The organism is Microbacterium protaetiae, from assembly GCF_004135285.1.
Lineage (GTDB): Bacteria > Actinomycetota > Actinomycetes > Actinomycetales > Microbacteriaceae > Microbacterium > Microbacterium protaetiae.
Genome location: NZ_CP035494.1, coordinates 1,357,273 through 1,381,681, shown reverse-complemented (window position 1 = coordinate 1,381,681; position 24,409 = coordinate 1,357,273). Strand labels below are relative to the sequence as shown.

Genomic DNA, 24,409 nt, shown 5'->3' with positions numbered 1-24,409 from the left:
ACAACATGGCTGGAAAGTCGAGCGGCGACCGCCGCAAGCCGCGGAAGGGCGCGAAGAACGCTGCCCCCGCGAAGCACATCCGTGTCGGCGTCATTGACTACAAGGACGTCGCCACTCTTCGCAAGTTCATCTCGGAGCGCGGGAAGATCCGCGCCCGTCGTATCACCGGTGTCTCCGTGCAGGAGCAGCGCCTCATCGCCCGCGCGATCAAGAACGCGCGCGAGATGGCGCTCCTGCCCTACGCCGGCGCCGGCCGCTAAGGAGCACCCGATGGCAAAGTTGATTCTCACGAACGAGGTCGCAGGTCTCGGTAGCGCCGGTGACGTGGTCGAGGTCAAGAACGGGTACGCCCGCAACTACCTCATTCCCCAGGGCTTCGCGGTGACGTGGTCGCGGGGCGGCGAGAAGCAGGTGGCATCCATCCGTGCCGCCCGCGAGTCGCGCGCCATCCACGACCACGAAGAGGCCGTGGCGCTGAAGAACGCCCTCGAGTCGACCAAGGTGCGCCTGGCCGTCAAGGCCGGTGCCGAAGGTCGTCTGTTCGGCTCGGTGAAGACCGTCGACATCGCCGATGCGGTCAAGGCCGCCGGCGTCGGCGAGCTCGACAAGCGTCGCATCCACATCACCTCGCCGATCAAGGCGGTCGGTGAGCACGAGGCGACGGTTCGTCTGCGCGAAGACCTCACCGCAGTCATCACGCTGCAGGTGGTCGCCGCCAAGTAGCGACCGCTGTGTGCGAGGCCGTCGACCTTCGGGTCGGCGGCCTTTCGCGTGGGGTGGGTGGGGTGGCGCGGGGCGTGGGGCGGCGCCGGCCGCGTCGCGGCGCCGTCCTGAAGTGTCGCTTCGTCGGGGTGAGGCGACCGTGTCGGACGGCATCTGCGTGCTGCGCCGCGCACTCCCGTCCCGAAGTGTCGCTTCGTCGGGGTGAAGCGACGAGGTGGGACGGCATTGGGGTGCTGCGCGGTGTGGTCCCGTCCTGAAGTGTCGCTTCGTCGGGGTGAAGCGACGAGGTGGGACGGCACTTGGATGGCGCAGCGCGGCCGCGGCGGCTACCGGGGCGGGAAGGACGTCGTCCCGTCCTGAAGTGTCGCTTCGTCGGGGTGAAGCGACCGTGTCGGACGGCATCTGCGTGCTGCGCTGCGCACTCCCGTCCCGAAGTGTCGCTTCGTCGGGGTGAAGCGACCGAGTGGGACGGCATTGGGGTGTTGCGCGGTGTCGCCCCGTCCCGAAGTGTCGCTTCGTCGGGATGAAGCGACGAGGTGGGACGGCACTTGGATGCTGCGGCGTCAGAGCCCGCGGGCGATCGCGGCCGCGGCGGCTACGGGGGCGGGAAGGACGTCGTCCCGTCCTGAAGTGTCGCTTCGGCTGGATGAAGCGACCGTGTCGGACGGCATCTGGGTGTTGCGCTGCGCACTCCCGTTCCGAAGTGTCGCTTCGTCGGGGTGAAGCGACGAGGTGGGACGGCACGTGGATGCCGCGGCGTCAGAGCCCGCGGGCGATCGCGGCCGCGGCGGCTACGGGGGCGGGAAGGATGTCGTCCCGTCCTGAAGTGTCGCTTCGTCGGGGTGAAGCGACCGTGTCGGACGGCATTGGGGTGTTGCGCCGCGCACTCCCGTCCCGAAGTGTCGCCTCGTCGGGGTGAAGCGACGAGGTGGGACGGCACTTGGATGCCGCAGCGCGGCCGCGGCGGCTACCGGGGTCGGAGGGACGTCGTCCCGTCCTGAAGTGTCGCTTCGTTGGTCTGAAGCGACCGTGTCGGACGGCATCTGCGTGTTGCGCCGCGGACTCCCGTCCCGAAGTGTCGCTTTCTCGGGGTGAAGCGACGAGGTGGGACGGCACTTGGATGCCGCGGCGTCAGAGCCCACGGGCGATCGCGGCCGCCGCTGCCAGCCACGCCCGCTGCGTGTCGGCGCGCAGTGCGTCGAAGGTGATGATCCCGTCGACGAGGGTGGGGTCGAACGGGATGCTGACGACCTCGCGCGCGAGCGCGCCGAAGCCGTGCGCGACGTGCCGGATGTCGGCATCCGTCGCCTTGGGATCGGCCTGGGTGACCACGGCGACGGCGTTCTGCGCCAGGCGGGCCGAGCGTTCGTCGCGTTCGGCGAGTGCCTCAAGAAGCAGCGCCCCGGCCTCGGCGTGGTCGTCGCGGGTGGTCGTCGCGATCACGAGCTGATCGGTGTGGTCGATCATCTGCAGCCACAGCGGGTCGGTCTCGTCGTTGCCCGAATCGATCACGATGAGCCGGTAGTACTTGGCCGCCACCGCGTGAATGCTCGAGACATCGGCGGCCGTGATGCGCTGCTGGCTGGCCAGCACGGCGGGCTTCGAGCGGAGCACATCGAACTTGTCGGCGGTCTGGTGGTGCACGAACCGCGCCAGATCGGCCGACTGGGCACCGGTGCCGAGCAGGCGCGCGGTCTGCGGCAGCAGATCGAGCAGGGTGGCTTCGTGCGGCCCGCGTTCGGTGCGCCATCCGAGGGTGCCGCGGGTCTGGTTGTTGTCCCAGGCCAGCACGCCAGCCCCGCCGTTGCGCGCGAAAACGGCCGCCAGGTTGATGGTGGTGGGAGTCTTGCCGGCCCCGCCCTTGCCGTTGACCACCGCGATGGTGCGCGGGCCCGCCCAGTGCTGCGACACGGCGTGCAGGTCTGCGCGCTCAGCCCGCTCGCGGGCGCTGGGGGCGACACGCACGCCCATCCGTGCGAAAGCGCCGCGCCAGCCGGTGGTCGCCGGCTGCTCGACCTGCTCCTGCTTGAGGAACGACGGACGCTCCGCCGCCGCGGGGCGCGTCGCCTGAGGGGCGGGTTCCGGGGATGCCGCAGGCTCGTCAGCGGCATCCTGTGCGTTCTTCGGCTCACCCTGCGCGAGAGCGACCGCAGGGTCGCCACCGCCCGCCTGTGAGAAGACCTCGGCCACGGTGGCGGGCGGTATCGGCTCGTTCGTGGGAGCCGCTGTGCCCGTCTCGCTCGACGCGGCCGCCGCGCCCGCGTCGTTGCTGGGTGCTACCGCACTGGGCTCGCTCGCGGGCGTGCGCGTGGCCGCATCCACCTCTTCGGCGTCGGTGACGGCGCCGTCGGCGGCCACCATGAGACGAGCCGAGCCGTCGGGCTCGGTGACAGTGACGGGAACGGGCGAGCCCAGGCTTGCCGCGCGCTGCGCGGCCCGGTGGACGATCTCGCGCCGGGCGTCTTCACTGCGGGTCGTGGCGATGGTCTCGGTGCGCCCGTCGAGCTCGAGGGTCGCCGAGCCGTCGGCTTGAATGGTGGCGGCGATCGGACCGAGGTTCGGCATGCGCTGCTCCTCAGTGGACCGGATAAGGCCCGGACGTCGGTGGGAGGGTGGTCCCGCGCCAGCGCAACGGCCCCAGCGATGCGATGAGCGGTCTCGGCACGACGTGCGCATGCGTTCCCCGACGCCCGCACAGCGGCATCCCGCTCATCGTGCACCCCCTTCCGCGTCGGTGACGGAAAGTTCCGATCGCCGACGGCGGTGGGCTCGAATGAGCCCCGTGGAATTGTAGTCAACGCGGATGCTGAAACCCTGTGGCCGGCCTCAGGCGCGACACGTGGCGGGTATCCGCCAGACGTCGCCGCGGTGCTTCTCAGGACTTGCGAACAACGCCGAACTGTGCATAACTCGCGACACGCCGTCAACCTTCAACCGGGACTTCAAAGACAGATCCATCCACAGTGTGTGAAATGGAGAAGTCCTGGTCAAAAGCACTAAAAAACTCAAGATTGGCGAATTACACAGGTGTTCTCCACAGGCTCTGTACACAGGCGTCGCGGCGTTCTCCGCAAACTCTCCACATGGTTATCCACAGGCGCGCTTGCACCTTGTCGCGCCCCTCTCTAGCGTGGGTGTCTGACCCGCTCGGGGGAGGGTTCGGCGCCGCAGACAGCGATGTCGGTGGCTCGTGGTGTGCTGTGATCGCAGGGTGGTCGCGGCATCCATCGACGACTTCCCCACCGGTCATCCGGTGTGCCCGAAACGTGGAGGAGGACTGACGTCGTGACGATTGCGGACATCTCCGATGAGCGACTGGGCGGACCACGCGAGCCGGAGCGCACCCCCCCGCACGACACCCTCGCCGAGCAGAGCGCGCTGGGCGGCATGCTGCTGTCGAAAGACGCCGTGGCCGACGTCATCGAGAGCCTGCGCGGAACCGACTTCTACATCCCCAAGCACGAGGTCATCTTCGAGGCGATCCTCACGCTGTATTCGCACGGCGAGCCGACCGATGTCATCACCGTCACCGACGAGCTGATCAAGACCGGCGACCTGCAGCGCGCCGGCGGCGCCGATTATCTGCACACGCTGACCTCGATCGTGCCGACCGCGGCCAACGCGGGCTACTACGCGTCGATCGTCTCCGAGCGCGCGCTGCTGCGTCGCCTCGTCGAGGCGGGAACCAGAATCGCCCAGATGGGGTACTCGGGCCAGGGCGAGGCGCTCGATCTCGTCAACACGGCACAAGCCGAGATCTATGGGGTCACCGGGGCCGAGGCATCCGAAGACTATGTGCCCTTGACGGTGGCAGTGGATGCCGCGGTCGACGAGATCGAGGCGGCGCGTGGTCGCGACGGGCAGATGACGGGAGTGCCCACCGGCTTCCGTGAGCTCGACGAGCTGACCAACGGCCTGCACGGCGGCCAGATGGTCGTCGTGGCTGCCCGCCCCGCGATGGGCAAGGCGCTCGCTCTCGACACGCCGCTGCCCACGCCCAGCGGCTGGACGACCATGGGCAAGGTCGAGGTCGGCGACGAGCTGTACGGATCGGACGGACGGCCGACGCGGGTCGTCGCCGCGACCGACGTCATGCTCGACCGCCCGTGCTACGAGGTCGAGTTCTCGGACGGTTCGACGATCATCGCCGATGCCCAGCATCAGTGGGTCACCGAGACCCGTGCCGCGCGACGCAGCGGCCGGATCGACTGCTCAGTTGTCACAACCGAGCAGATGCTCGCGACGCTCACCGTCGGCTCCGACGGTCGCGCAAACCATTCGGTACGCAACGCGCGGCCGCTGCAGGCGCCTGAGGCTGACCTGCCGGTCGCGCCGTACGCCCTCGGCGCCTGGCTGGGTGACGGCCACAGCGACGGTGCCCGCATAACGAGTGAAACCGACGAGATCCCGTCGCTGGTCGCTCGTGGCGGTCTGCGGGTCGAGTCGCGCGGCGGGATGCTGTACTCGGTGCGGCTGCTCGAGCGCGCGAAGCTCGTGCGCACTTGTGAGGTGTGTGGTACATCCTTCGTGGCCCGCCACCCCAACGTGCGCACCTGCGGACGCACCTGCGGACCGAAGAACAAGGGGATGCATCCCGAGCGCCTGGCGTGCCCTGACTGTGGCAGGCCCTACTCGGGCGAGGCGCAACGATGCATCGACTGCTACCGCGATCACGGTTCGTTCACCGCCCTCCTGCGCAAGGCCGGTGTGCTCGGCGACAAGCACGTTCCCGCGGCGTATCTGCGGGCCTCCGAGGCACAGCGCCGTGAGTTGCTGGCGGGCCTGCTCGATACTGACGGGACGGTCGTGCGGGGAGTCGGGTCCTGCCAGTTCGCTGTGACGAGCAGGAAGCTGGCCGACTCGGTCTATGAGCTGATCGTGAGCCTCGGCTACCGGTGTGGACGTTCGACGAAGCGCGTCGCAGGTCGTTCCGAAGCATCGTCCACCTGTTACATCCTGAACTTCTCGACGTCTGATGACGTCTTCTGGATGGAGCGGAAGCGCGCGCTGCACGAGCAGGAGCGCCCGGCGAACACGTTGCGCACAGGCACCCGGTACGTCAAGGCGATCCGTCCGGTCGAAAGTGTTCCGGTGCGCTGCGTGCAGGTCGACAAGGACGATCACCTGTACCTCGCGGGTGAGTCGATGATCCCGACCCACAACTCGACGCTGGCTCTCGATTTCGCACGCGCCGCCTCGATCAAGCACAACCTGCCCGCGATCTTCTTCTCGCTCGAGATGGGTCGCAGCGAGATCGCCATGCGTCTGCTGGCGGCCGAGGGCGCCATCCCGCTGCAGAACCTGCGCAAGGGGACGCTCGATTCGCGCGACTGGACGACGGTGGCCGCCACCCGGGGGCGCATCAACGATGCTCCGCTGTACATCGACGACAGCCCCAACATGACGCTGGTCGAGATTCGGGCGAAGTGCCGGCGGCTCAAGCAGCGCGTGGGATTGAAGATGGTCGTCATCGACTATCTGCAGCTGATGTCGTCGGGCAAGCGCGTCGAGTCGCGTCAGCAAGAGGTCAGCGAGTTCTCGCGCGCGCTGAAGCTGCTTGCCAAGGAGTTGCAGGTGCCTGTGGTGGCGCTGTCGCAGTTGAACCGTGGGTCGGAGCAGCGGCAAGACAAGAAGCCGCAGGTGTCAGACCTGCGCGAGTCGGGCTCGATCGAGCAGGATGCCGACATGGTCATCCTGCTTCACCGCGACTCGGTCTACGACAAAGACACCCGCCCGGGCGAGGCCGATCTGATCGTGGCCAAGCACCGGAACGGCCCGACCGCGACCCTCGAAATCGCGTTCCAAGGCCACTTCTCGCGCTTCACCGACATGGCCCCGGCGGGGGACTTCGCGTAGGTGTAGGTTCCGCGAGTAGACGGCGGGTTCCATGCACAGATAACGAGCGCGAGGCGAGCCGGTCCTCACCTTCGCTCACCAGCGTGGTCCGCTGAGCAGGACCCTCGACCGCCTCAAGTGAGGGTTCCCCGCAGGAAGGCGTCCAGGTATTGGCGGCGCCGGGCCTGGTCGGCGTTGCTGCGGCGGATCGCGTACGCCAGCCCGCACAGCAGGATCAGGATGTCGGCCGGCGTGAGGCCATCGTCCAGGCCGCGCGTGGGGCGGGACCGGGCGATGGCGGCGGTGAGGGTGTCCAGGAGCCGCTGGCGGGCTTCCTCTGTGGCCGGCAGCGCAGGACGTGGGGTCGTGGCGGTGGTGGCGAAGTCGTCGTCGGAGACGAGGATGTCCAGGGCGTGCTCGAGGAAGCTGCGCAGGCCCGCGGCGTCTTGCACCTGGCGAGCACGATCCGTCAGATCATCGAAGCGGCCGAGCACCAGAGCTTCGGTGAGCTGCTCGACGGTGGCGAAATGCCGATACACGGTGCCGACACCGACCCCGGCGACACGGGCGACGGCGTTCAGCTGCAGCGTTTGCCCGCCCCGCCGGATCGCGTGGGCGGCCTGCAGCACCAGGTCGCGGTTGCGGGCGGCATCTTTCCGTAACGCGTTCACACTCTCATCGTAGCGGATCAGGCATCCGAATGGATAGGTCATCCGGTTCTGGAGTATGATCGGCCGCGGTCCAACCTGTTCGGTCGTCCATCTGACCGGGGCCGTGAGGAGAATCATGATCGTCGTTTCTGACGTGCTGAGTGGGCTGCTGGCCGCGATGTTCCTGTTCAGCGGGTACCGGAAGCTGCGGGTCGGTGAGCCGCTGGTCGCGGAGGCAGATCATCTGCGCATACCGGTGCCCGCGTACCGGCTGATCGGTGTCCCCGAGATGCTCGGCGCCGCGGGGCTGATCGCCGGAATCTGGTGGCCTGTGCTCGGGATGGCGGCCGCGGCGGGCCTGCTGCTGCTGCTCGTGGGTGCGATCGGATCTCACCTGCGGGTGCGCGACACCCTGCCGCGGATGCTTCCTGCCCTGGTGCTGACGATTCCCACGGTCGCCGTGCTGGCCGTGCGGCCGCTGTCGGCATGATCGTCGGGGGTGCCGTTGCCGCCGCGGTCATCGCGATCGTTGCCGTGGTGATCTTCCTCCTGGGGGTTCCGCGAGCCACCGCACCGGCAGGAATCGGCCCGCTGCGGCGCGAGCGGATCGTCGTCGACGGCCGCGAACGGACCTACGGGCTGTTCATCCCCGAGCGGCTGGGTACGGGGGCGCCGCTGCTGATCGTGCTGCATGGCTCAGGGCAGACCGGAGAGTCGGTGCGGCGCGCCACGGGCTTCGAGTTCGACGAGCTCGCTGCCCGGGACGGTGCGGTGGTCGCCTACCCGGACGGGTACCGCCGCGGCTGGAATGACGGCCGATTGGCGTCGCGGACACCGGCACGGCGCGAGGAGATCGACGATGTCACGTTCCTCACCACGCTTGTGGACCGGATCGCGGCCGAGCACGGCATCCATCCGCGACGGGTGTTCGCGGTGGGCTATTCCAACGGCGGACAGCTCACCTTCCGGCTGCTCGCCGATTCCCCGGCCCTGCTGGCGGGTGTCGCGGTGATCGGCGCGAACCTGCCCGAACCGTCCAATCGCGGTTATGGGCCGTTCACCCGGCCGGTGCCGTTCCTGACCGTCGCCGGCACCGCCGACCGTACCTCGCCGTTCACCGGCGGCGAGGTGAAGCTGCTGGGTCTGTCGCCGCGAGGGCGGGTGCTGTCCGCGGCGGACACGGTGGGCGTGTTCCGGCAGCTGAACGGGATCACCGCCGCGCCGACGTTCCGGGAGCTGCCGCACCGCGCGCGGTCGAAGGGCACCACCGTCACCGTCCACAGCCACCGGCAAGAGGGTGCCGCGGGGGTCGATCAGTACACGGTCCGAGGGGGCGGGCACGTCATTCCCGGTCGCTCCCGGCGGTTCCCACGGATCCTGGGGCGCAGCACCTACGACCTCGACACCGCGACGACCATCTGGGATGTGCTGCGCGTCTCCTCCGGACTCTGATTGCTGCGAGACAGGCCAGTTCGCCCTCTCGCGTCAGCCACCGGGCACAACGCCTCGGCCGGTCAGACCGTCTTCCTGCCAATGACGAGAGGAGCGGGCCGCCCCCCTGGCGCCCGCTCCTCTCGCCGTTGCTGCGGCCTCAGCGCCGCGAGTGCACCCGCTGTGAGGCGGTGATGATGTTGATCGTTCCTGTGGTGACGTCCTCCTCGAGCGCTTCGAGGGTGCGCCCGCGCGTCTCGGGTACGAACCGGTAGATGAACAGGATGCCCAACACGCCCACCACGGCGAGAAGTCCGAACGTCCCCCCGAGCGACCATTCCAGCAGCGTCGGCATGACGAAGGCGAGCAGGCCGTTCATGCCCCAGCCGAAGAACGCCGAGATGCCGAACCCGAGTCCGCGCATGTGCAGCGGGAAGATCTCGGCGAGCCATACCCAGACCGCGATGTTCAGGAAGGTCTGCATGGAGAGCACGAATGCGACCACCAGGATGAGGACGGCCCACATCCGGGCAGGGTGTCCCTCGGGGAAGACGGCGGTGGCGATCAGGACGAGTACGTGACACGTCGTGGTGAGCGACAGGCCGATGATGAACGTCTTGCGCCGGTCGATGCGATCCATGTTGCGCAGCGCGATGATGCCGCCGATGACGGCGACCACGCCGAACGAGATGTTGGCGAGCACGGCCTGTTGCGGCGTCATCCCTGCTTGCTCGAGTACGCGGGACCCGAAGTACATGATCGTGTTGATGCCGGTGAGCTGCTGGATCATGGCCAGCCCCGCCCCGACGGCGACGATCCGGAGGAGCCACTTGTTGGTCAGAAGCGCACCGAGTCCGATCTTGGCCCCGCTCTCTTCTTCCGCGATGATCGCGATCTGTTCGAACTCGGCCTTGGCCCGGCTCTTCGAGCGCACGGTCTCCAGCACCGCGAGCGCTCGCTCGGTGCGTCCCTTCTCGACGAGCCAACGCGGTGACTCCGGCATCCGGAGCATGCCGAAGAACAGGCACAGCGCAGGGATGGCGCACACCGCGAACATGAGGCGCCAGACGCCCCCCGTCTCGCCGACCGTCACCGCGATGAGCGCGTTCACCACGAACGCTGCGAGCTGGCCTGAGACGATGGCCAGCTCATTGCGGCCGGTGATCGATCCCCGGATCTCGTAGGGGGCGAGTTCGGCGAGGTAGATCGGCACAACGCTGGACGCGCCGCCGACCGCCAGCCCCAGCACGATACGTCCAGACAGCAGCATCGCGAATCCGACGGGATCGAACACCCCTCCGCCGCCGGGGGAGAAGATGACGAGCATCACGCCGCCGAAGAACAGAACGGCGAGCACGAGGATGGCGCGCCGTCGGCCGATTGCATCGGCCAGACTGCCGGCCAGAAGCGCGCCGATGGCCGCGGCGAAACCGAGTGAGGCGATCACCAGGCCGAGCTGCAAGAGGTTGAGGCCCAGGTCTTGGGCCATGGGCCCTTCAGCGCCGTTGGCGACGCCGGTGTCGTAGCCGAAGAGCAGTCCTCCCAGACAGGCGACGACCGAGATGAGCCCAAGCCGCTTCCTGTGTGGTCCGATCTTCTCCAGCTGTGGCAGGGCTTCCTCTGCCGCGCTCGCTCCGTGTGACATCTTCGACTCCTTCGTCCTCTGATTCACCATCCGCATGCCGGACATGCTGTCCGCCTTATGGTAGGACAGGTGAAACGAAGAGGCAAGCAAAATTCTCATGAAAGTCTCTACAGGTCCGTTACGTAAGACGTGCGTCACTGGCAGAGGGTGGCATTGCCGGGTCTGGATGCCGGATGCTCGCCGAGCTCTTCTGCGTCGAGCGAACTGCCGATCAGAGGGCAATACGAGGCTCGAGGTGTGGCGAGGGCGTTGCGTCTGTTGCAGGAATCGTACGATCGATCGCCCGCGACGCGGCAAGATTGAGCCGTGGCCACCGAAGCGAAATCCGCACGATCCCGCGCGACGATCCGGGATGTCGCGGCGCGTGCCGAAGTGTCGAAGTCGCTCGTCTCGCTTGTGTACAGCTCGCCGGATTCGGTCAGTCCAGAGCGGCGTGAACGCGTGCGCCGGGCCGCTGCCGAACTCGGGTACCGGCCGAATCACGTTGCACGCTCGTTGAACGGCATGCGCGACGACATCGTCGGCATCCTCGTCGCCGACTCCCGCAACCCGGTGCTGACCGAGATCGTCGACGCCGCGCGCGCCACGCTTTTCGAGACGGGACGCCTCGGAGTCGTCTTCAGCGCCATCACCGCCGAACGCGGCTCGGCCCGACTCGACGTCGAGCTGCTTTCGATGATCGCGGATCTGCGACCGGCGAGCCTGCTGATCGTCGGTTCGGTCCCCGAGATGCATCTCATCCGCCAAGCTATGCCGGCCGCACGCATCGTCGTGGCCAGCGCCATCCCCGCCCAACTCGAAGATGCCCCGTCGGTGCACGGTGACGATGCGGCCGGAGTCGGGCTCGCCGTCGGGCACCTGGTTGCGCAGCATCATCGCCGGATCGCACACATCGGCGGTATCGGCGGACCGACGGCTGAGGTGAGAGCCACCGCCTTCGAGTCTGCCCTTGCCGCTCACAAGCTTGCTCCCGAAAGGATCGGACTGAGCGATTTCACGGAGAGATCCGGATACCGGGCGGCGATGGAGCTGCTCGAAGCCCCCCACCCGCCCTCGGCGCTCGTCGCGGCCAGCGACCTCGCCGCGATCGGCGCGCTGGCGGCGGTGCGCGATCGAGGCCTCGTCGGACGGGTGGCCGTGACCGGCTACGACAACACGTATCTCGCCGAACTCGGACTCATCGCGTTGACGTCCGTCGACCCGGGCAACCGGGAGATCGGGCGACGCGGGGCGCTGCTGTTGACTGCCGATGACGACGGGATCGTCGACACGCATCTGATCGAGCCGCAGATAGCGATCCGCTCCTCGTCGGATTTCTTCGCGCCGGGGGATTGACGCCCGCCGATGGAAAGGCTTACTCTGGACCGGTCCAAAGTATTGGACCGGTCCAGAGACCGTGTGTGTGAGCCTCGAAGCGAAGGAGCCGTGGCATGACAGAAGCCAAGACGATCGGCGTCGGCCTGATCAGCGTGGGGTGGATGGGCAAGGCGCACACTCGTGCCTACCGTTCCCTGCCCATCGTCTACCCCGAGCTGGGCATCGCTCCGCGGTTGGTCCAGGCGGCCGACGTCGCCCCGGCCGGACGGGGTTTCGCCGTCGACGTCCTCGGTTACGAGTCTGCCGTCGCCGACTACCGCGAAGTGATCGCGAACCCCGAGGTCGATGTCGTGTCGATCTGCGCGCCGAACTACCTGCACAAGGAGATCGGCGTTGCCGCGGCAGAGGCGGGCAAGCCGTTCTGGATCGAAAAGCCGGTCGGGCGCGGTGGGGCAGAGACCGAAGAGGTCGAGGCTGCGGCCGACGCTGCCGGAGTCGTGACCTGCATCGGGTTCAACTACCGCTGGGCGCCCGCCGTCGAACGCGCTCGGCAGCTCGTCTCGGACGGCTCGCTCGGCCGCATCACGAATATTCGCGGGCGATTCTTCGGCGGCTTCTCTTCGAATCCGGACGACCCGCTGACGTGGCGCTTTCTTCGGAAGACCTCGGGCAGCGGCGTACTCGGCGACCTGATGGGTCACCTGGTCGACCTGATCCACTATGTGGTCGGCCCGATCAGCTCGATCACGGCGGCGACCGGGCTCTACCTCTCGGAACGGCCCGCGCTGCCGGGCAGTCCCGATGAGGGCAAGCTCCTGCCCGTCGAGAATGAGGACTACGCCACCCTGCTGGTGCGTCTGGGCGAGAGCGCCGTCGGTGCCGGCGCGATCGGAAGCCTCGAGGCATCCCGCATCGCCGTCGGCCCCCGCTCCGAGTACGGCTTCGAGATCTTCGGCACCGAGGGATCGGTCCGCTGGGATTTCGAGCGCATGAACGAGCTCGAGATCGCGTTGACGCGCACGGGCGCCAACCGTGGGTACATCCGCGCGGTCGCCGACGACTACTTCCCCGGCTTCTCGCGCTTTCAGCCCAGCGCCGGCACCGGCATGGGCTTCGATGACCTCAAGGTGATCGAAGCTGCCAGGTTCCTCGTCGGCGTCGCCGGCGGCGAGCAGTCGTCTTCCAACATCCACGACGCCGTCGCGTCGGCACGAGTGCTGGATGCCGCGGAGAAATCCGCCGAATCCGGTCAGTGGGTCGACCTGCCGCTCGTTCCCGGCACCACGGCGAACACCCGAAAGGAGGCCTGACGTGGCCGCACGCATTGCCACCGCCCCGATCTCATGGGGAGTCAGCGAAGTGCCCGACTGGGGGTTCCAGCTCTCGCCCGAGCGGGTGCTCGCCGAGATGCGCGAGCTCGGATTCAGTGCGACCGAGCTCGGCGCGCAGGGATTTCTGCCACCGGCACCGGCCGACAAGGCCGCACGGCTCGCCGAGTATGGCATGAAGGGCATCGGCAGCTTCGTGCCCGTGGTCGTCCACGACCCCGGCGTCGACCCGCTTCCGCGTATCGAGCAGGAACTCGCCAACTACGCCGCCGCCGGCGCCGAGGTGCTGGTGGTCTCGACGGTGACGGGGATCCGCGGGTATGACCAGCTGCGCCCAGAACTCGATGCCGACGGCTGGCGGCTGTTCATGCGCAACCTCGACCGCATCTCGCAGCGCGCCGCAGAGCAGGGCGTGCTGGCCACGCTGCATCCGCACGTGGGCACCATGATCGAGACCCGTGACGACATCATGCACGTCATCGACGACTCATCGATGCAGATCTGCTTCGACACTGGGCACATGATGATCGGCGGTACGGATCCGGTCGACTTCGCGCGGCAATATGCCGAACGCGTTGCGTACAGTCACCTGAAGGATGTCTCGGTGAAGACGATGGAACGGGTCAAACGCGGCGAGCTCTCGTACTTCGAGTCGATCGTGGCAGACGAGCTGTACACGCCTCTCGGACAGGGCGACGTGGACATCCGGGCGATCGTGCAGAGCATGCTCGCCGCCGGCTTCAACGGGTGGTTCGTGCTGGAGCAGGACAAGGTGCTGCACGAGGAGCCCGCGCCCGGCACCGGCCCGATCGAAGACGCGCGTGCGAGCGTCGAATGGCTGCGCGGTGCACTCACCGAGCTTGAGGTCGAGGGAATCAGCGCGTGAGGATCGGTGTCTACGGCCTGGGGCGGATCGGCCTCATGCACGCGCGGAACGCCGCTCTGGCAGCGGGCGTGACCGAAGTCGTGCTCATCGGCCGCGACGCACGCCGGCTCGAGATCGCCCGAGCCGGTGTGCAGTCGATGTTGGACGAGACGGGCCGCGAGTTCGCACCGCTGTCGAGCACGACGGCACCCCTCACGGAAGTCCTCCCCTCGCTTGACGGCGTCATCGTCGCCACTGCGACGGCCACGCACGCCGACCTTGCGCGCGTGGTGGCCGCGTCAGGGACGCCGCTGCTGATCGAGAAGCCTCTGGCTCTCGATGCGGATGAGTTGCAGAGGTTGTCGGACGAGCTCGAGGCGACCGGGACTGCGATCATGGTCGCCTTCCAGCGCCGGTACGATCCCGGATACCAGGGTCTGCGGCAGCGCGTGCAGGACGGGCAGGTCGGCCCCCTTCGCACGGTGACGGCCCACAACTACGACCGGCACCCGCTGCGGCTCGAGTACATCCCCGACTCCCGCGGCATGTGGATCGACCTGCTCGTGCATGACTTCGACGTCATCGGGTGGGTGACCGGCGACGACGTCGTCGAGGTCTCGACGATCGGATCCGTGCTCGATGAGCCGACCTACGCGCAGTATCAGGATGCCGACACCTGCATCGTGCTGCTTCGATTCGCCTCGGGTGCCGTGGGTACTGTGGCGGGACTACGCCGCAGCGAGGCCGGTCAGGACTGCCGCCTCGAGATCGTCGGATCTCGCGGCGCTTTCGCCGTCGGCATCGGCCCGCACGCCCCGCTCACCTCCACCGAGCCGGACATCCCGGCACCGGTGCGCGTGTTCGACGACTTCGAGGATCGCTTCGCGCCCGCCTTCCGGGCGGAGATGGATCACTTTGTGCGGATGGTGCGGGGCGAGGCAGTAAGCCTCACGCCGCCCAGTGCGGGGTTGGCCGCCACCCGCATCGCCGCAGCCGCGGCCGAATCGTTCCGTGCCGGGCACCCGGTGGCCCTGGGTTGAACACGCACGGCAGACACAGAAGGAAGACGCAATGACGCAGCAGGTTCGTATCGGGCTCATCGGAACAGGTCGCATCGGACAGGTGCACGCCCTGAGCATCGACGCACTCAAGAACACCACCTTGCAGTGGGTGTGCGACCCGTTCATCGAGAGCGCCGAGCGCACCGCGGCGCAGTTCGGCGGACGAGTGACGGCCGATCCCGCCGACGTGCTCGCCGCGGGTGACGTGGACGCAGTCATCATCGCGTCGCCGACCGCGACGCACGTGGATCTGATCTCGGCGGCGATCGACGCCGGGATCCCGGCCCTGTGCGAGAAGCCGATCGATCTCGATATCGCTCGCGTGGACGCCCTGCGAGAGAAGGCAGCCGGGGCATCCGTCCCGATCGTGCTCGGGTTCAACCGGCGCTTCGACCGTCACTTCACCGACCTTCAACAGCGTGTCGCTGCGGGAGAGATCGGTCGCCTCGAGCAGCTGACCATCACCAGTCGTGACCCTGCAGAGTCGCCGGCGGCATACCTGGCGACGTCGGGGGGCATCTTCCGGGACATGACCATCCACGACTTCGACATCGCGCGGTTCTTCCTTCCCGACATCGTCGAGGTGACCGCGCGCGGAGCGGCCGTGTTCAGCGAGATCGTGCCTGGGCTCGGCGACTACGACTCGGTGATGGTGGTGCTGCGCGGTGCGAACGACGAGCTCATCTCGATCACGAACTCCCGGCACGCCGCCTACGGATACGACCAGCGGATCGAGGCATTCGGATCCGAGGGCCTGCTGCAGGTCGGCAATCAGACCGACACCGCGGTGCGGCACTGGGGCGCGGATGCCGTCGAGTCGCTGGCTCCGTACCAGAACTTCTTCCTGGAGCGCTACGCCGAGGCGTACCGCTCCGAGCTCGTCGAGTTCGTGAAGGCGGTGCAGGGCGAGCCGTCGCGCAGCCCCGGCTTCGAGGATGGGCGGGCGGCGCTCGTGCTGGCCGACGCGGCCGAGCTGTCATCGCGGACGGGCGCAGCTGTCGCCGTGGACCTGTCATGAGCCTCGCCGCTCAGGGCGTGGTCGCGACGTGCTGGACCAGCGCCGGCGCGGCGATGCCGGCGGCGCCGTCGGAAGCGAGTCCGCTGTCGATCCTGGAGCGGGTGGATGCGGTCGCGGCAGCGGGATACATCGGCATGGGCATCGTCTACGACGACCTCGTCGCGATCCGCGACAACGGCGGGTTCGCGGCGCTGCGCGAATATGCGCACGCCCGGGGAGTGAGCCACCTCGAGGTCGAACTCGCCACCGACTGGTGGCGCGACCCCGACGAGGTCAGATGGCGTCCACGCTGGGAGCTGCTGCTGGATGCGGCGCAGGAGTTCGGCAGTCCCTTCATCAAGATCGGCACGAGCTTCGGCGAAAAGGCCCGCTCGATCACCCCGTTCGTCGCACCCCTGCGACGACTCGCCGAGGAAGCCGCGGCGGCCGGCACCCGGGTGGGGATCGAGCCACTGCCGTTCGCGCTGATCGCATCGATGCCGCAGGGGGCGCAGCTCGTGCGAGCCGTCGATCATGAGGCAGCCGGCCTCGTGGTCGACTACTGGCACGTGCATCGCGCCGGTACGACCCTCGACGAACTCGCGGATGCACTCGACCCCTCAATGGTCTTCGGCGTCGAGCTCAGCGATGCGACAGCGGAGCCGGCCCCAGGCCGGACGTTGTTCGAGGACACCCGCGACAACCGCCGCTATCCCGGCCGTGGGGATCACGATGTCGTCGGATTCATCCGGACGATGTCCTCCGCCCTCGGGTGGCGCGGTCCGTGGGGCGTCGAGATGCTCTCCGAAGAGCACCGTGCTCTCCCTCTCGATGACGCACTCCGGATCGCGTTCAACACCACAGTCGAATGCCTCGAGGCCGCCAGTCGCACCCACTGACCGGACGTCTTGTCCAACAAGTAAGAATCGGCTACGATCGCCGTGAACCACAACGACACACGAAGGAAGCTTGCAATGGCGCTCAATTCCCCGTCCACCCGCCGGTTGACCGTCGGTCAGGCCGTCATCGAATTTCTCATGGCACAGTCCGTCGAGCGCGACGGCGTCACTGACAAGTTCTTCGGCGGCGGGTTCGGCATCTTCGGACACGGCAACCTTGCCGGCCTCGGCCAGGCGATGCTGCAGTACCAGGACGCATTCCCGTATTACCAGGGCCGCAACGAGCAGGGCATGGTCCACAGCGCGACGGGCTACGCCAAGCTGAAGAACCGGCTCGGCGCGCTCATGGTGTCGACCTCGATCGGACCGGGCGCCACGAACATGGTCACCGGTGCCGCGACCGCGACCGTGAACCACATCCCGGTCCTGCTCTTTCCCTCCGACGCATTCGCGACCCGCTCGACGGGCGCCGTGCTGCAGCAGCAGGAGCACCCGTACGCGATGGACATCACCGCGAACGACTCGTTCCGTGCGGTGTCGCGCTATTTCGACCGGGTCTCGCGCCCCGAGCAGCTGGCTTCCGCGCTGCTGGAGGCCATGCGTGTGCTGACCAGTCCCGCCGACACGGGCGCGGTCACGATTGCGCTTCCGCAGGACGTGCAAGCAGAGGCATTCGACTTTCCCGAGGCGCTTTTCGCGCCCCGTACCTGGCACGTCGCGCGCAATCGCGCGGATCGCGCGGCGATCGCGCGGGCCGCCGACATCATCAAGGGCGCCAAGAAGGCGGTCATCATCTCGGGCGGCGGCGTCATCTACTCTGAGGCGAGCGATGCCCTCGCCCGCTTCGCAGAGTCCACCGGCATCCCTGTCGGTGTGACCCAGGCGGGCAAGGCGAGCATCCCGTTCGATCACCGCCTCGCACTGGGCGGCATCGGCGCATCGGGGTCGAAGTTCGCCAACGCCATCGCGAACGACGCGGATGTCGTGATCGGCGTCGGCACTCGGTACACCGACTTCACGACAGCCTCGAACACGCTGTTCAAGAACCCCGACGTGAAGTTCGTGAACATCAACGTCGCCGAGGTCGACGCCTACAAGGAGTCGGGTATCGCCCTGCTCGGCGATGCGCGCGAGACGCTCGACGAGCTCGCAGCCGTGCTCGGCGGTTTCTCGCTCGAGGCCGATGTCGTCGCGCAATATGAGCGGGCCGCTGCGGACTGGCTCGCCGAGGTCGACCGGCTCGTCGCGATCGACGAGAGCAGCGACACACTGTCGCAGGCAGAGATGATCGGCCTGGTCAACGCGCAGTGCGACCCGCAGGACGTCATCGTCAACGCGGCCGGATCCATGCCGGGCGACCTGCACAGGCTGTGGCGTGCGGGAAGCCCCAAGGGCTACGACATCGAATACGGCAATTCGTGCATGGGCTACGAGATCTCGGGTGGCGTCGGTGCACAGATCGCGGATCCGACTCGGCGCGTGCACGTGCTCATCGGCGACGGCACCTACCTGATGATGGCGCAGGACATCCTGACCGCCGTGCAGGAGCACCTGAAGATGACGATCATCATCGTCGACAACTTCGGTTACGGATCGATCGGAGCCCTCTCGGAGCAGTCGGGTGCACAGGCTTTCGGCTGCCGCTTCACGGAGCGCGGCGCGAGCGGACGCCACGATGGTGCCCGCCTCGAGGTCGACTTCGCCGCGAACGCCGCCAGCTTCGGCGCCGCCGTGTTCAGCGCCGACACGGCCGAGACGTTCCGCAACGCGCTGAAGCAGGCCCGGTCGCACGACGGCACCGCCGTCGTGTACGTGCGGGTGGACGCGCAGGGGCGATTCGGCGGCTCGGGTGCGTGGTGGGATGTTCCGGTCGCCGAGGTCGCCACTCTCGAGTCGACGCTTGCCGCTCGCGAGATCTACGAGACGAACAAGGTACAGGAGAAGCTCTACTTGACGCCCGCCGTGTGAGCGGGGGTGTTCTCAGCCTCGTGCGCCGGACAGCACGCGAGCAGCTGTCGTCGCGAGCTGGGAGGCGACCTCGCGAGCCGCAGCGACGAACGACTCTGCCTGAGCCGATATCTCTGCGGTGCGGCCGGCCACCGACAGGCAGCCCAGGAGCGACCCGTCGGGTGCGAGCACCGGAACGGCCACCGCGCCAATGCCCACCGTGACGTCGTCGAGAGACAGCGTGTAGCCCTGCGACCGCGTTCGCTCGGCATCCTCTCGCAACTCCGCCGCATCTGTCAGCGTGTGCGGTGTGATCCGCCGGCGTGGCGGACCGCTGGAGAGGTAGCGATCGAGATCGGCCAGGTGGGCGAGCGCCAGACGCCCGACACCGCCCGCGTACAGCGGCAGCGAGCGGCCCGGAGAAAGGATCAGCATGCCGACCCCGCGGCCCAGCGATTGATCGATGCAGACGACTTCGTCTCCGCGCGGAACCGCGAGGAACACGGTCTGCTCGGTCTCGGCGGACAGGCGATCGAGCTCGGTTCGCGCACCGGCCCACTCACTCATTGACGCGCGGGCGGCATCGGCCAGGTGCAGCCACTTCACGCTGAGAGAGGCGACAGAGACATCGGTCGATCGAACGAGACCGATCACCCGGAGCCCGTCGATGAGGCGATAGACCGAGGGCCGGGGAAGCCCGGTGAGATGAGCGAGGTCTGCGGGGGAGAGATCGCCTCGTTCTGCCAGTCCGTCGATGATCGCCATCGAATTGGCCAGGACCTTGATCGGCTTGCGTTCAGTCATTCGTCGGCTCCTCGAAACCGAGAGCCGCGCTGATGGAGTGAGCTGCTCGGCGCAGCGCGGCCGAGACCTCGCTCTCGCGCCCGATGATCTGGTCGCGCAGTCCGCTGATCGAGAGCGCCGCGACGAGTTCACCGCGGTGGTTGAAGATCGGGCTGCCGAGGGCCGCCACCCCGAGTGTGACGTCTTCGTCCGATCGCGAGTAGCCCCGGCGGCGAATGTCGGCTATCTCCCGACGCAGGGCCGAGAGCGGGGGAACCGCGAAGCCCAGCAGCGAGTCTGCGCTGGTGAGCTCGTCGAGCACTGCGTGCTGTTCCCCAGGCGGAAGCCAGGCCAGCAGCGCGCGCGGTGCCGCCCCGACATGCAGGGGCAGCGAATCACCGACCTGCATGGACACGAGCCGGACGTTGTGGCCTTCGAGGCGCTCGACGCAGACGGCGCGAAGGTCCCGGCGATAGCAGACCAGGATCGCGACATCCAGCGCCGCTCGCAGGTCACGCATGATCGGCATCGCTACAGTGCGCACATCGAGCGAGTCCTCCAGCGCACTTCCGACCTCCAGCAGCGACAGGCCCAGCCGGTACATCCCGCGCAATGGCGCAGGTTCGACCAGGCGCAGGGCCACCAGGCTCTGCAGCAGTCGATACGTCGAACTCATCGGCTCGTCGACCGCCTCGGCGAGCGCGTTGACCGACAGTGCGCCGCGTTCGGCGAGGGCATCGATGACGGCGCCTGCTTTGCTCAGGATCTCGACCCCGCCGATTCCCTCGTCAGCCGCGCTCGTCATCGCGCCATTCTCTCACTTGCACGGAAACAGCCTCGCCGCCTCGGCGGCCAAATCCGATCAGTTCCCGTGCAATAGACATTCCGTTCATTTCACGATAGATTAGTGACACCTCGATGATCGAAGGAGACACCGTGACACGCGAAGCGCGCACCCCCGCCGACCTCGCCGCCATTGCATCCGAAGGGCGCTGGCATGTACTGAACACCGTTGCCGCCAGCAAGGCCGGGCACATCGGTGGTCCGATGTCGGCGATGGACTTGATGGTCGCCCTGTTCTTCCGGCAGATGCATGTGGATCCGGCGCACCCACAGGATCCCGAGCGTGACCGATTCATCCTGTCCAAGGGGCATTCGGCGATCGGCTACTATTCGGTGCTTGCCATGCGCGGGTACTTTCCGGTGGGGGAGCTCGCCACCTTCGATCACGGCGACTCTCGGCTGCAGGGTCATCCCGACATGAAACTCACGCCGGGCGTGGACGTGTCCACGGGCTCACTCGGCCAGGGCCTGTCCGCCGGTGCGGGAATCGCGCTCGCGGCAAAGAAGCAGGGCAAGGACTTCCACACGTGGGTCATTCTCGGCGATGGCGAGATCGAGGAAGGAATGATCTGGGAGACAGTGATCTGCGCTCCGCGGTTCGGGCTTGACAACCTCACCGCGATCATCGACCTCAACGGCCTGCAGCAATACGGATGGCCGGCCACACCGACCGACCGCTTCGACCGATCCGAGCCGATGGGTCACGTCGATCTGGAGGCCGTGTTCACCGGGTTCGGCTGGAATGCTGTGACGATCGACGGACACGATTTCGATGAGATCCTGCGGGCATACGCCGATGCCGAAGCGGCGCGCGGGGTCTCTGGCAGGCCATCGGTCATCATCGCCCGCACTGCGAAGGGGCGCGGGGTCTCGTTCACCGAGGGCACGTTCAATTGGCACAACGGAGTGCCCACACCCGAGCAGCTCGACATCGCACACCGCGAACTGCTCGGCACCAAGGAGGTCGTGGCATGAAATCGCAGCGCGCCGTGTGGGGGGACACCCTCACCGAACTCGGCGAGACCGACAAGCGGATCGTGATCGTCGACGGCGATCTGGCCACCTCGACCATGGCGGTGACCTTCGCAAAGGCCCATCCCGAGAGATTCGTCGAGGCCGGCATCGCCGAGCAGAACATGGTCGGCATGGCGTTCGGCATGTCCACGCTCGGTTACCGCCCGTGGCTGTCTTCGTTCGGGGTCTTCCTGACCAACCGGGCGCTCGACCAGGTCCGCATGCTGGTCTCGCAGACGAAGGCGCCGGTGCGTCTCGCGGCGGCCTACACCGGCCTGCTCAACGGATCTGCGGGCAAGACCCATCAAGACATCGAGGACTTCTCGATCATGCGGGCGATGCCGAACATGACGATCCTCGCTCCCGCCGATGCCGTGGAGGCAGAGGCGATGATCCGGTGGGCGGCGGAGTACGACGGCCCGCTCTATCTGCGCCTCGCGCGCGACGCCGTGGCCGATGTCTTCGGCGCGGACTACGTGTACGAGCACGGCAAGCCGATCTCGCTGCGCGAGGGAACGGATGCCGTCGTGGTATCGACGGGGGTGCAGACCTCGCGTACCGTCGAGGCGGTGCAGGCGCTCGCCGATGACGGTGTGTCTGTGCGGCACATCCACGTGCCCACCCTCAAGCCGCTCGACGAGCACGCCCTCTGGCAGCACCTCGACGGCATGTCGCGCGTGTTCACGGTCGAGGAGCACTCGGTCATCGGAGGGCTGGGTGACGTCGTGTCCGGCGTTCTCAGCGCTCAGGGCGCGGGGGCACGTCAGACACGCATCGGGCTGGCCGACGGCTGGTCGGAGTCTGCACCGAACGACTTCCTTCTCGACAAATACGGCCTTTCCCCCGCACGGGTCGCGGCGAGTGTCGCTGCCGGTCTCCAGGCTTAGGCGTCGCCGAGTACATCCGAGATCCCCGCACATGCGACATCCCGAGACCATTGCCCTGCCGACAGGGCCCTACGAGACAGGAAAATGATGACATGGCCGATCTGAGCAGACAGTGGTTCTACAAGCGCGGTGAACTGGCACGCGACGGGTGGGAGAGTGTGGTGGACGACACGACGCCCGGCTGGGAGCACACGGGCATCCGCGTCGCACGGCTGAACGACGGCACCACTCTTGATCTGCCGGGATCCGGCGTCGAGAAGGTCATCGTCCCGCTCGCCGGATCTGCGATCGTCACATACACCGAAGACGGGGTCGAGCACACGGTCGAGCTGGCGGGCAGGTCGTCGGTCTTCGACGGCACCACCGATGTGCTCTACCTCTCCAGCGCGACCACCGGCACGCTCGCCGGGTCGGGACGGATAGCGGTCGCGACGTCGCCGACCGATGTCGTCAAGCCGACGCGCTACATCGCCGCGGAAGAGACCCCGATCGAGCTGAGGGGTGCCGGGGCCTCCTCGCGACAAGTGCACAACTTCGGCACCGTGGCCGCACTCGATGCCGCTCGGCTCATCGTGTGCGAGGTCATCACTCCGTCGCAGAACTGGTCGTCGTACCCGCCCCACAAGCACGACGAAGAGGTGCCGGGGCGAGAGGTGCCGCTCGAGGAGATCTACTACTTCGAGGCCGCTGAAACCCGCAGCGCCCGGCGCGAACCCAGCGATGCCGCGTTCGGACTGTTCAGCACTTATTCGTCTCCGGCCGGATCGATCGACATCGGCGCCAAGGTGCACAGCGGTGACATCGCCATCGTGCCGTTCGGCTACCACGGCCCGGCCGTGGCCGCGCCCGGCTACGACCTCTACTACCTGAACGTCATGGCCGGCCCCTCGCCCGAGCGCGCCTGGGTCGTCAGCGACGACCCCGATCACGCCTGGGTGCGCGAACTGTGGGAGGGGCTGGAGCCGGACTCTCGCCTGCCCTACGTCGCAGACTGAACCTTTCCCGGGGCTCTCGTTCGCAGAGTGCGAGCGCGCACTCTGCGAATAGATGCGCGGTCCTCGATGTTGCACCGAACATGGACCTTCGAGACATCCCCATCACAACGATGGAGGGAACGCAGACGTCGCTGTCTGCGTTCGATGGCAAAGCGCTGCTGATCGTCAATGTCGCCTCGCGCTGCGGGCTGGCTCCCCAATACGAGACCCTCGAGAAGCTGCAGCAGGAATACGGCGATCGCGGACTTCAGGTGCTGGGCTTTCCGAGCAATCAGTTTCTGCAAGAGCTGGGCAGCAACGAGGCCATCAAACAGTTCTGCTCGACGACCTACGGGATCACCTTTCCGATCTTCGATCGCATCAGGGTCAACGGACGCCACGAGCACCCGCTCTACACCGAGTTGAAGAAGACTCCGGATGCCTCCGGCAAAGCCGGAAAGGTGACCTGGAACTTTGAGAAGTTCTTGGTCAGTCCTTCGGGCGAGGTGCATCGGTTCCGCCCCCGCACCGTGCCGGATGACCCCACTGTGATCGCGGCGATCGAACAGAGCCTGCCGGGCGCCGGCGGCGACGCGGTGTGAGGCCGGCGGCGCGGCGTGAGGCCGGCGGTGCGGCCTGAAGCCATCGCCATCGCTTGACGCCGAGGGCGAGAGCCCTGATCAGCGCGGGTCGACGCGCAAGGTCGTCAGCGCTGGGGCGTCCGCCCGTTCATCGCTCGTCGGCGCGGTCGGTCGCGGCAGAGCCGGCGTATTCGTCATCGGTGATGTGTTCCTTCCACACCGTTGTCGTGGCCGGGTCGTCGCCGGCTTCGAGCATCGCGATGTGCTCCATGAAGCAGTCCGGTGCGGCGGCGTGCCAGTGATCTTCGCCGGATGGTGTGTACAGCGTCTGCCCGGGGTGCACTTCGATGACCGTTCCGTCGCGCTGCCCGACCCGAGCCACGCCCTGTGTGACGCGCAAATACTGCCCGCGGGCATGGGAGTGCCACGCGGTGCGCGCGCCCGGGGCGAAGTGCACCGTGGCGACGGTCATCCGCTGGTCGGCCTCGTTCGGGGTGGCGATCGTGTCCACCCACACGTCGCCGGCGAAATGTTCCGGAGGGTTCTTGCTGGTTGGGGTCTGCGGTTCGATGTTCATCTGGTTTCTCCTCTGCGAGCTGTCGGCGGCGGCTTCGCGCGGCCGGTGACGG

At 67.5% G+C, this 24,409-nt stretch carries 22 protein-coding genes; 16 read left to right on the top strand and 6 right to left on the bottom strand.

What is annotated here, in order from left to right; genetic code table 11:
- Positions 1-5 precede the first annotated feature (5 nt).
- Together rpsR and rplI are read left to right on the top strand one after the other, a co-directional pair.
- Positions 6-260: a 30S ribosomal protein S18 gene (rpsR, locus tag ET475_RS06440; RefSeq protein ID WP_129387465.1), complete on the top strand. Its 255-nt coding sequence runs from the start codon at positions 6-8 to the stop codon at positions 258-260.
- Positions 261-270: 10 nt separating this feature from the next.
- Positions 271-723 (top strand): 50S ribosomal protein L9, encoded by a 453-nt coding sequence (gene rplI / locus ET475_RS06435; protein WP_129387462.1) that lies wholly within the window; start codon positions 271-273, stop codon positions 721-723.
- A 1,131-nt stretch (positions 724-1,854) separates the two neighbouring features.
- Here rplI and ET475_RS06430 read toward each other — a convergent pair.
- Positions 1,855-3,288, bottom strand: coding sequence for a MinD/ParA family ATP-binding protein (locus ET475_RS06430; RefSeq protein WP_129387459.1), 1,434 nt, complete (start codon positions 3,286-3,288; stop codon positions 1,855-1,857).
- 690 nt (positions 3,289-3,978) lie between these two features.
- Between ET475_RS06430 and dnaB the strand changes: the two genes are divergently transcribed.
- Positions 3,979-6,579, top strand: a complete 2,601-nt coding sequence (gene dnaB / locus ET475_RS06425) for a replicative DNA helicase (RefSeq protein WP_129387456.1) — start codon at positions 3,979-3,981, stop codon at positions 6,577-6,579.
- A 113-nt stretch (positions 6,580-6,692) separates the two neighbouring features.
- Here dnaB and ET475_RS06420 read toward each other — a convergent pair whose 3' ends face one another.
- Complete coding sequence (locus ET475_RS06420; RefSeq protein ID WP_165310792.1) at positions 6,693-7,271, bottom strand: TetR/AcrR family transcriptional regulator; 579 nt, start codon at positions 7,269-7,271, stop codon at positions 6,693-6,695.
- Positions 7,272-7,344: 73 nt separating this feature from the next.
- Here ET475_RS06420 and ET475_RS06415 point away from each other — a divergent pair, with 73 nt between their 5' ends.
- Together ET475_RS06415 and ET475_RS06410 are read left to right on the top strand one after the other, a co-directional pair.
- Positions 7,345-7,698, top strand: coding sequence for a DoxX family protein (locus ET475_RS06415; protein WP_165310790.1), 354 nt, complete (start codon positions 7,345-7,347; stop codon positions 7,696-7,698).
- Entirely contained in the window at positions 7,695-8,660 is a 966-nt protein-coding gene (locus ET475_RS06410; RefSeq protein ID WP_129387446.1) for a CE1 family esterase, read from the top strand. The genes ET475_RS06415 and ET475_RS06410 overlap by 4 nt, the downstream gene beginning before the upstream one ends.
- Before the next feature lie 139 nt (positions 8,661-8,799).
- Here the strand turns inward: ET475_RS06410 and ET475_RS06405 are convergent, their stop codons facing one another.
- Entirely contained in the window at positions 8,800-10,284 is a 1,485-nt protein-coding gene (locus tag ET475_RS06405; RefSeq protein ID WP_129387442.1) for a sugar porter family MFS transporter, read from the bottom strand.
- Positions 10,285-10,590: 306 nt separating this feature from the next.
- Here ET475_RS06405 and ET475_RS06400 point away from each other — a divergent pair, with 306 nt between their 5' ends.
- From ET475_RS06400 to iolD, 7 genes are all read left to right on the top strand, one after another.
- On the top strand, positions 10,591-11,619 hold the full coding sequence (locus ET475_RS06400) for a LacI family DNA-binding transcriptional regulator (protein WP_129387439.1): 1,029 nt from the start codon (positions 10,591-10,593) through the stop codon (positions 11,617-11,619).
- Between the two features lie 95 nt (positions 11,620-11,714).
- Complete coding sequence (locus tag ET475_RS06395; RefSeq protein WP_129387436.1) at positions 11,715-12,911, top strand: Gfo/Idh/MocA family protein; 1,197 nt, start codon at positions 11,715-11,717, stop codon at positions 12,909-12,911.
- A gap of 1 nt (position 12,912) precedes the next feature.
- On the top strand, positions 12,913-13,815 hold the full coding sequence (locus ET475_RS06390; RefSeq protein WP_207205428.1) for a sugar phosphate isomerase/epimerase family protein: 903 nt from the start codon (positions 12,913-12,915) through the stop codon (positions 13,813-13,815).
- Positions 13,812-14,834 (top strand): Gfo/Idh/MocA family oxidoreductase, encoded by a 1,023-nt coding sequence (locus ET475_RS06385; protein WP_129387429.1) that lies wholly within the window; start codon positions 13,812-13,814, stop codon positions 14,832-14,834. The genes ET475_RS06390 and ET475_RS06385 overlap by 4 nt, the downstream gene beginning before the upstream one ends.
- A 31-nt stretch (positions 14,835-14,865) precedes the next feature.
- Complete coding sequence (iolG, locus tag ET475_RS06380) at positions 14,866-15,873, top strand: inositol 2-dehydrogenase (RefSeq protein WP_129387426.1); 1,008 nt, start codon at positions 14,866-14,868, stop codon at positions 15,871-15,873.
- Complete coding sequence (locus ET475_RS06375; RefSeq protein ID WP_129387423.1) at positions 15,870-16,751, top strand: sugar phosphate isomerase/epimerase family protein; 882 nt, start codon at positions 15,870-15,872, stop codon at positions 16,749-16,751. Before iolG ends, ET475_RS06375 begins: the two co-directional genes overlap by 4 nt.
- A 75-nt stretch (positions 16,752-16,826) precedes the next feature.
- Complete coding sequence (iolD, locus tag ET475_RS06370; RefSeq protein WP_129387420.1) at positions 16,827-18,719, top strand: 3D-(3,5/4)-trihydroxycyclohexane-1,2-dione acylhydrolase (decyclizing); 1,893 nt, start codon at positions 16,827-16,829, stop codon at positions 18,717-18,719.
- Positions 18,720-18,731: 12 nt separating this feature from the next.
- Here iolD and ET475_RS06365 read toward each other — a convergent pair whose 3' ends face one another.
- A complete protein-coding gene (locus tag ET475_RS06365; RefSeq protein ID WP_129387417.1) occupies positions 18,732-19,502 on the bottom strand; it encodes an IclR family transcriptional regulator in 771 nt (256 codons plus the stop codon).
- Positions 19,495-20,286, bottom strand: a complete 792-nt coding sequence (locus ET475_RS06360; protein WP_129387414.1) for an IclR family transcriptional regulator — start codon at positions 20,284-20,286, stop codon at positions 19,495-19,497. Before ET475_RS06360 ends, ET475_RS06365 begins: the two co-directional genes overlap by 8 nt.
- Positions 20,287-20,399: 113 nt before the next feature.
- Between ET475_RS06360 and ET475_RS06355 the strand changes: the two genes are divergently transcribed.
- From ET475_RS06355 to ET475_RS06340, 4 genes are all read left to right on the top strand, one after another.
- Positions 20,400-21,299, top strand: coding sequence for a transketolase (locus ET475_RS06355; protein ID WP_129387411.1), 900 nt, complete (start codon positions 20,400-20,402; stop codon positions 21,297-21,299).
- The gene (locus ET475_RS06350) at positions 21,296-22,225 is read left to right on the top strand and encodes a transketolase family protein (protein WP_129387408.1); all 930 of its coding nucleotides are present in this window, start codon (positions 21,296-21,298) and stop codon (positions 22,223-22,225) included. The genes ET475_RS06355 and ET475_RS06350 overlap by 4 nt, the downstream gene beginning before the upstream one ends.
- 92 nt (positions 22,226-22,317) lie before the next feature.
- Positions 22,318-23,220: a 5-deoxy-glucuronate isomerase gene (gene iolB, locus ET475_RS06345; protein WP_129387405.1), complete on the top strand. Its 903-nt coding sequence runs from the start codon at positions 22,318-22,320 to the stop codon at positions 23,218-23,220.
- Positions 23,221-23,300: 80 nt separating this feature from the next.
- Complete coding sequence (locus tag ET475_RS06340; RefSeq protein WP_129387402.1) at positions 23,301-23,801, top strand: glutathione peroxidase; 501 nt, start codon at positions 23,301-23,303, stop codon at positions 23,799-23,801.
- Positions 23,802-23,928: 127 nt separating this feature from the next.
- Here the strand turns inward: ET475_RS06340 and ET475_RS06335 are convergent, their stop codons facing one another.
- On the bottom strand, positions 23,929-24,357 hold the full coding sequence (locus ET475_RS06335; RefSeq protein ID WP_129387399.1) for a (R)-mandelonitrile lyase: 429 nt from the start codon (positions 24,355-24,357) through the stop codon (positions 23,929-23,931).
- Positions 24,358-24,409: the final 52 nt, after the last annotated feature.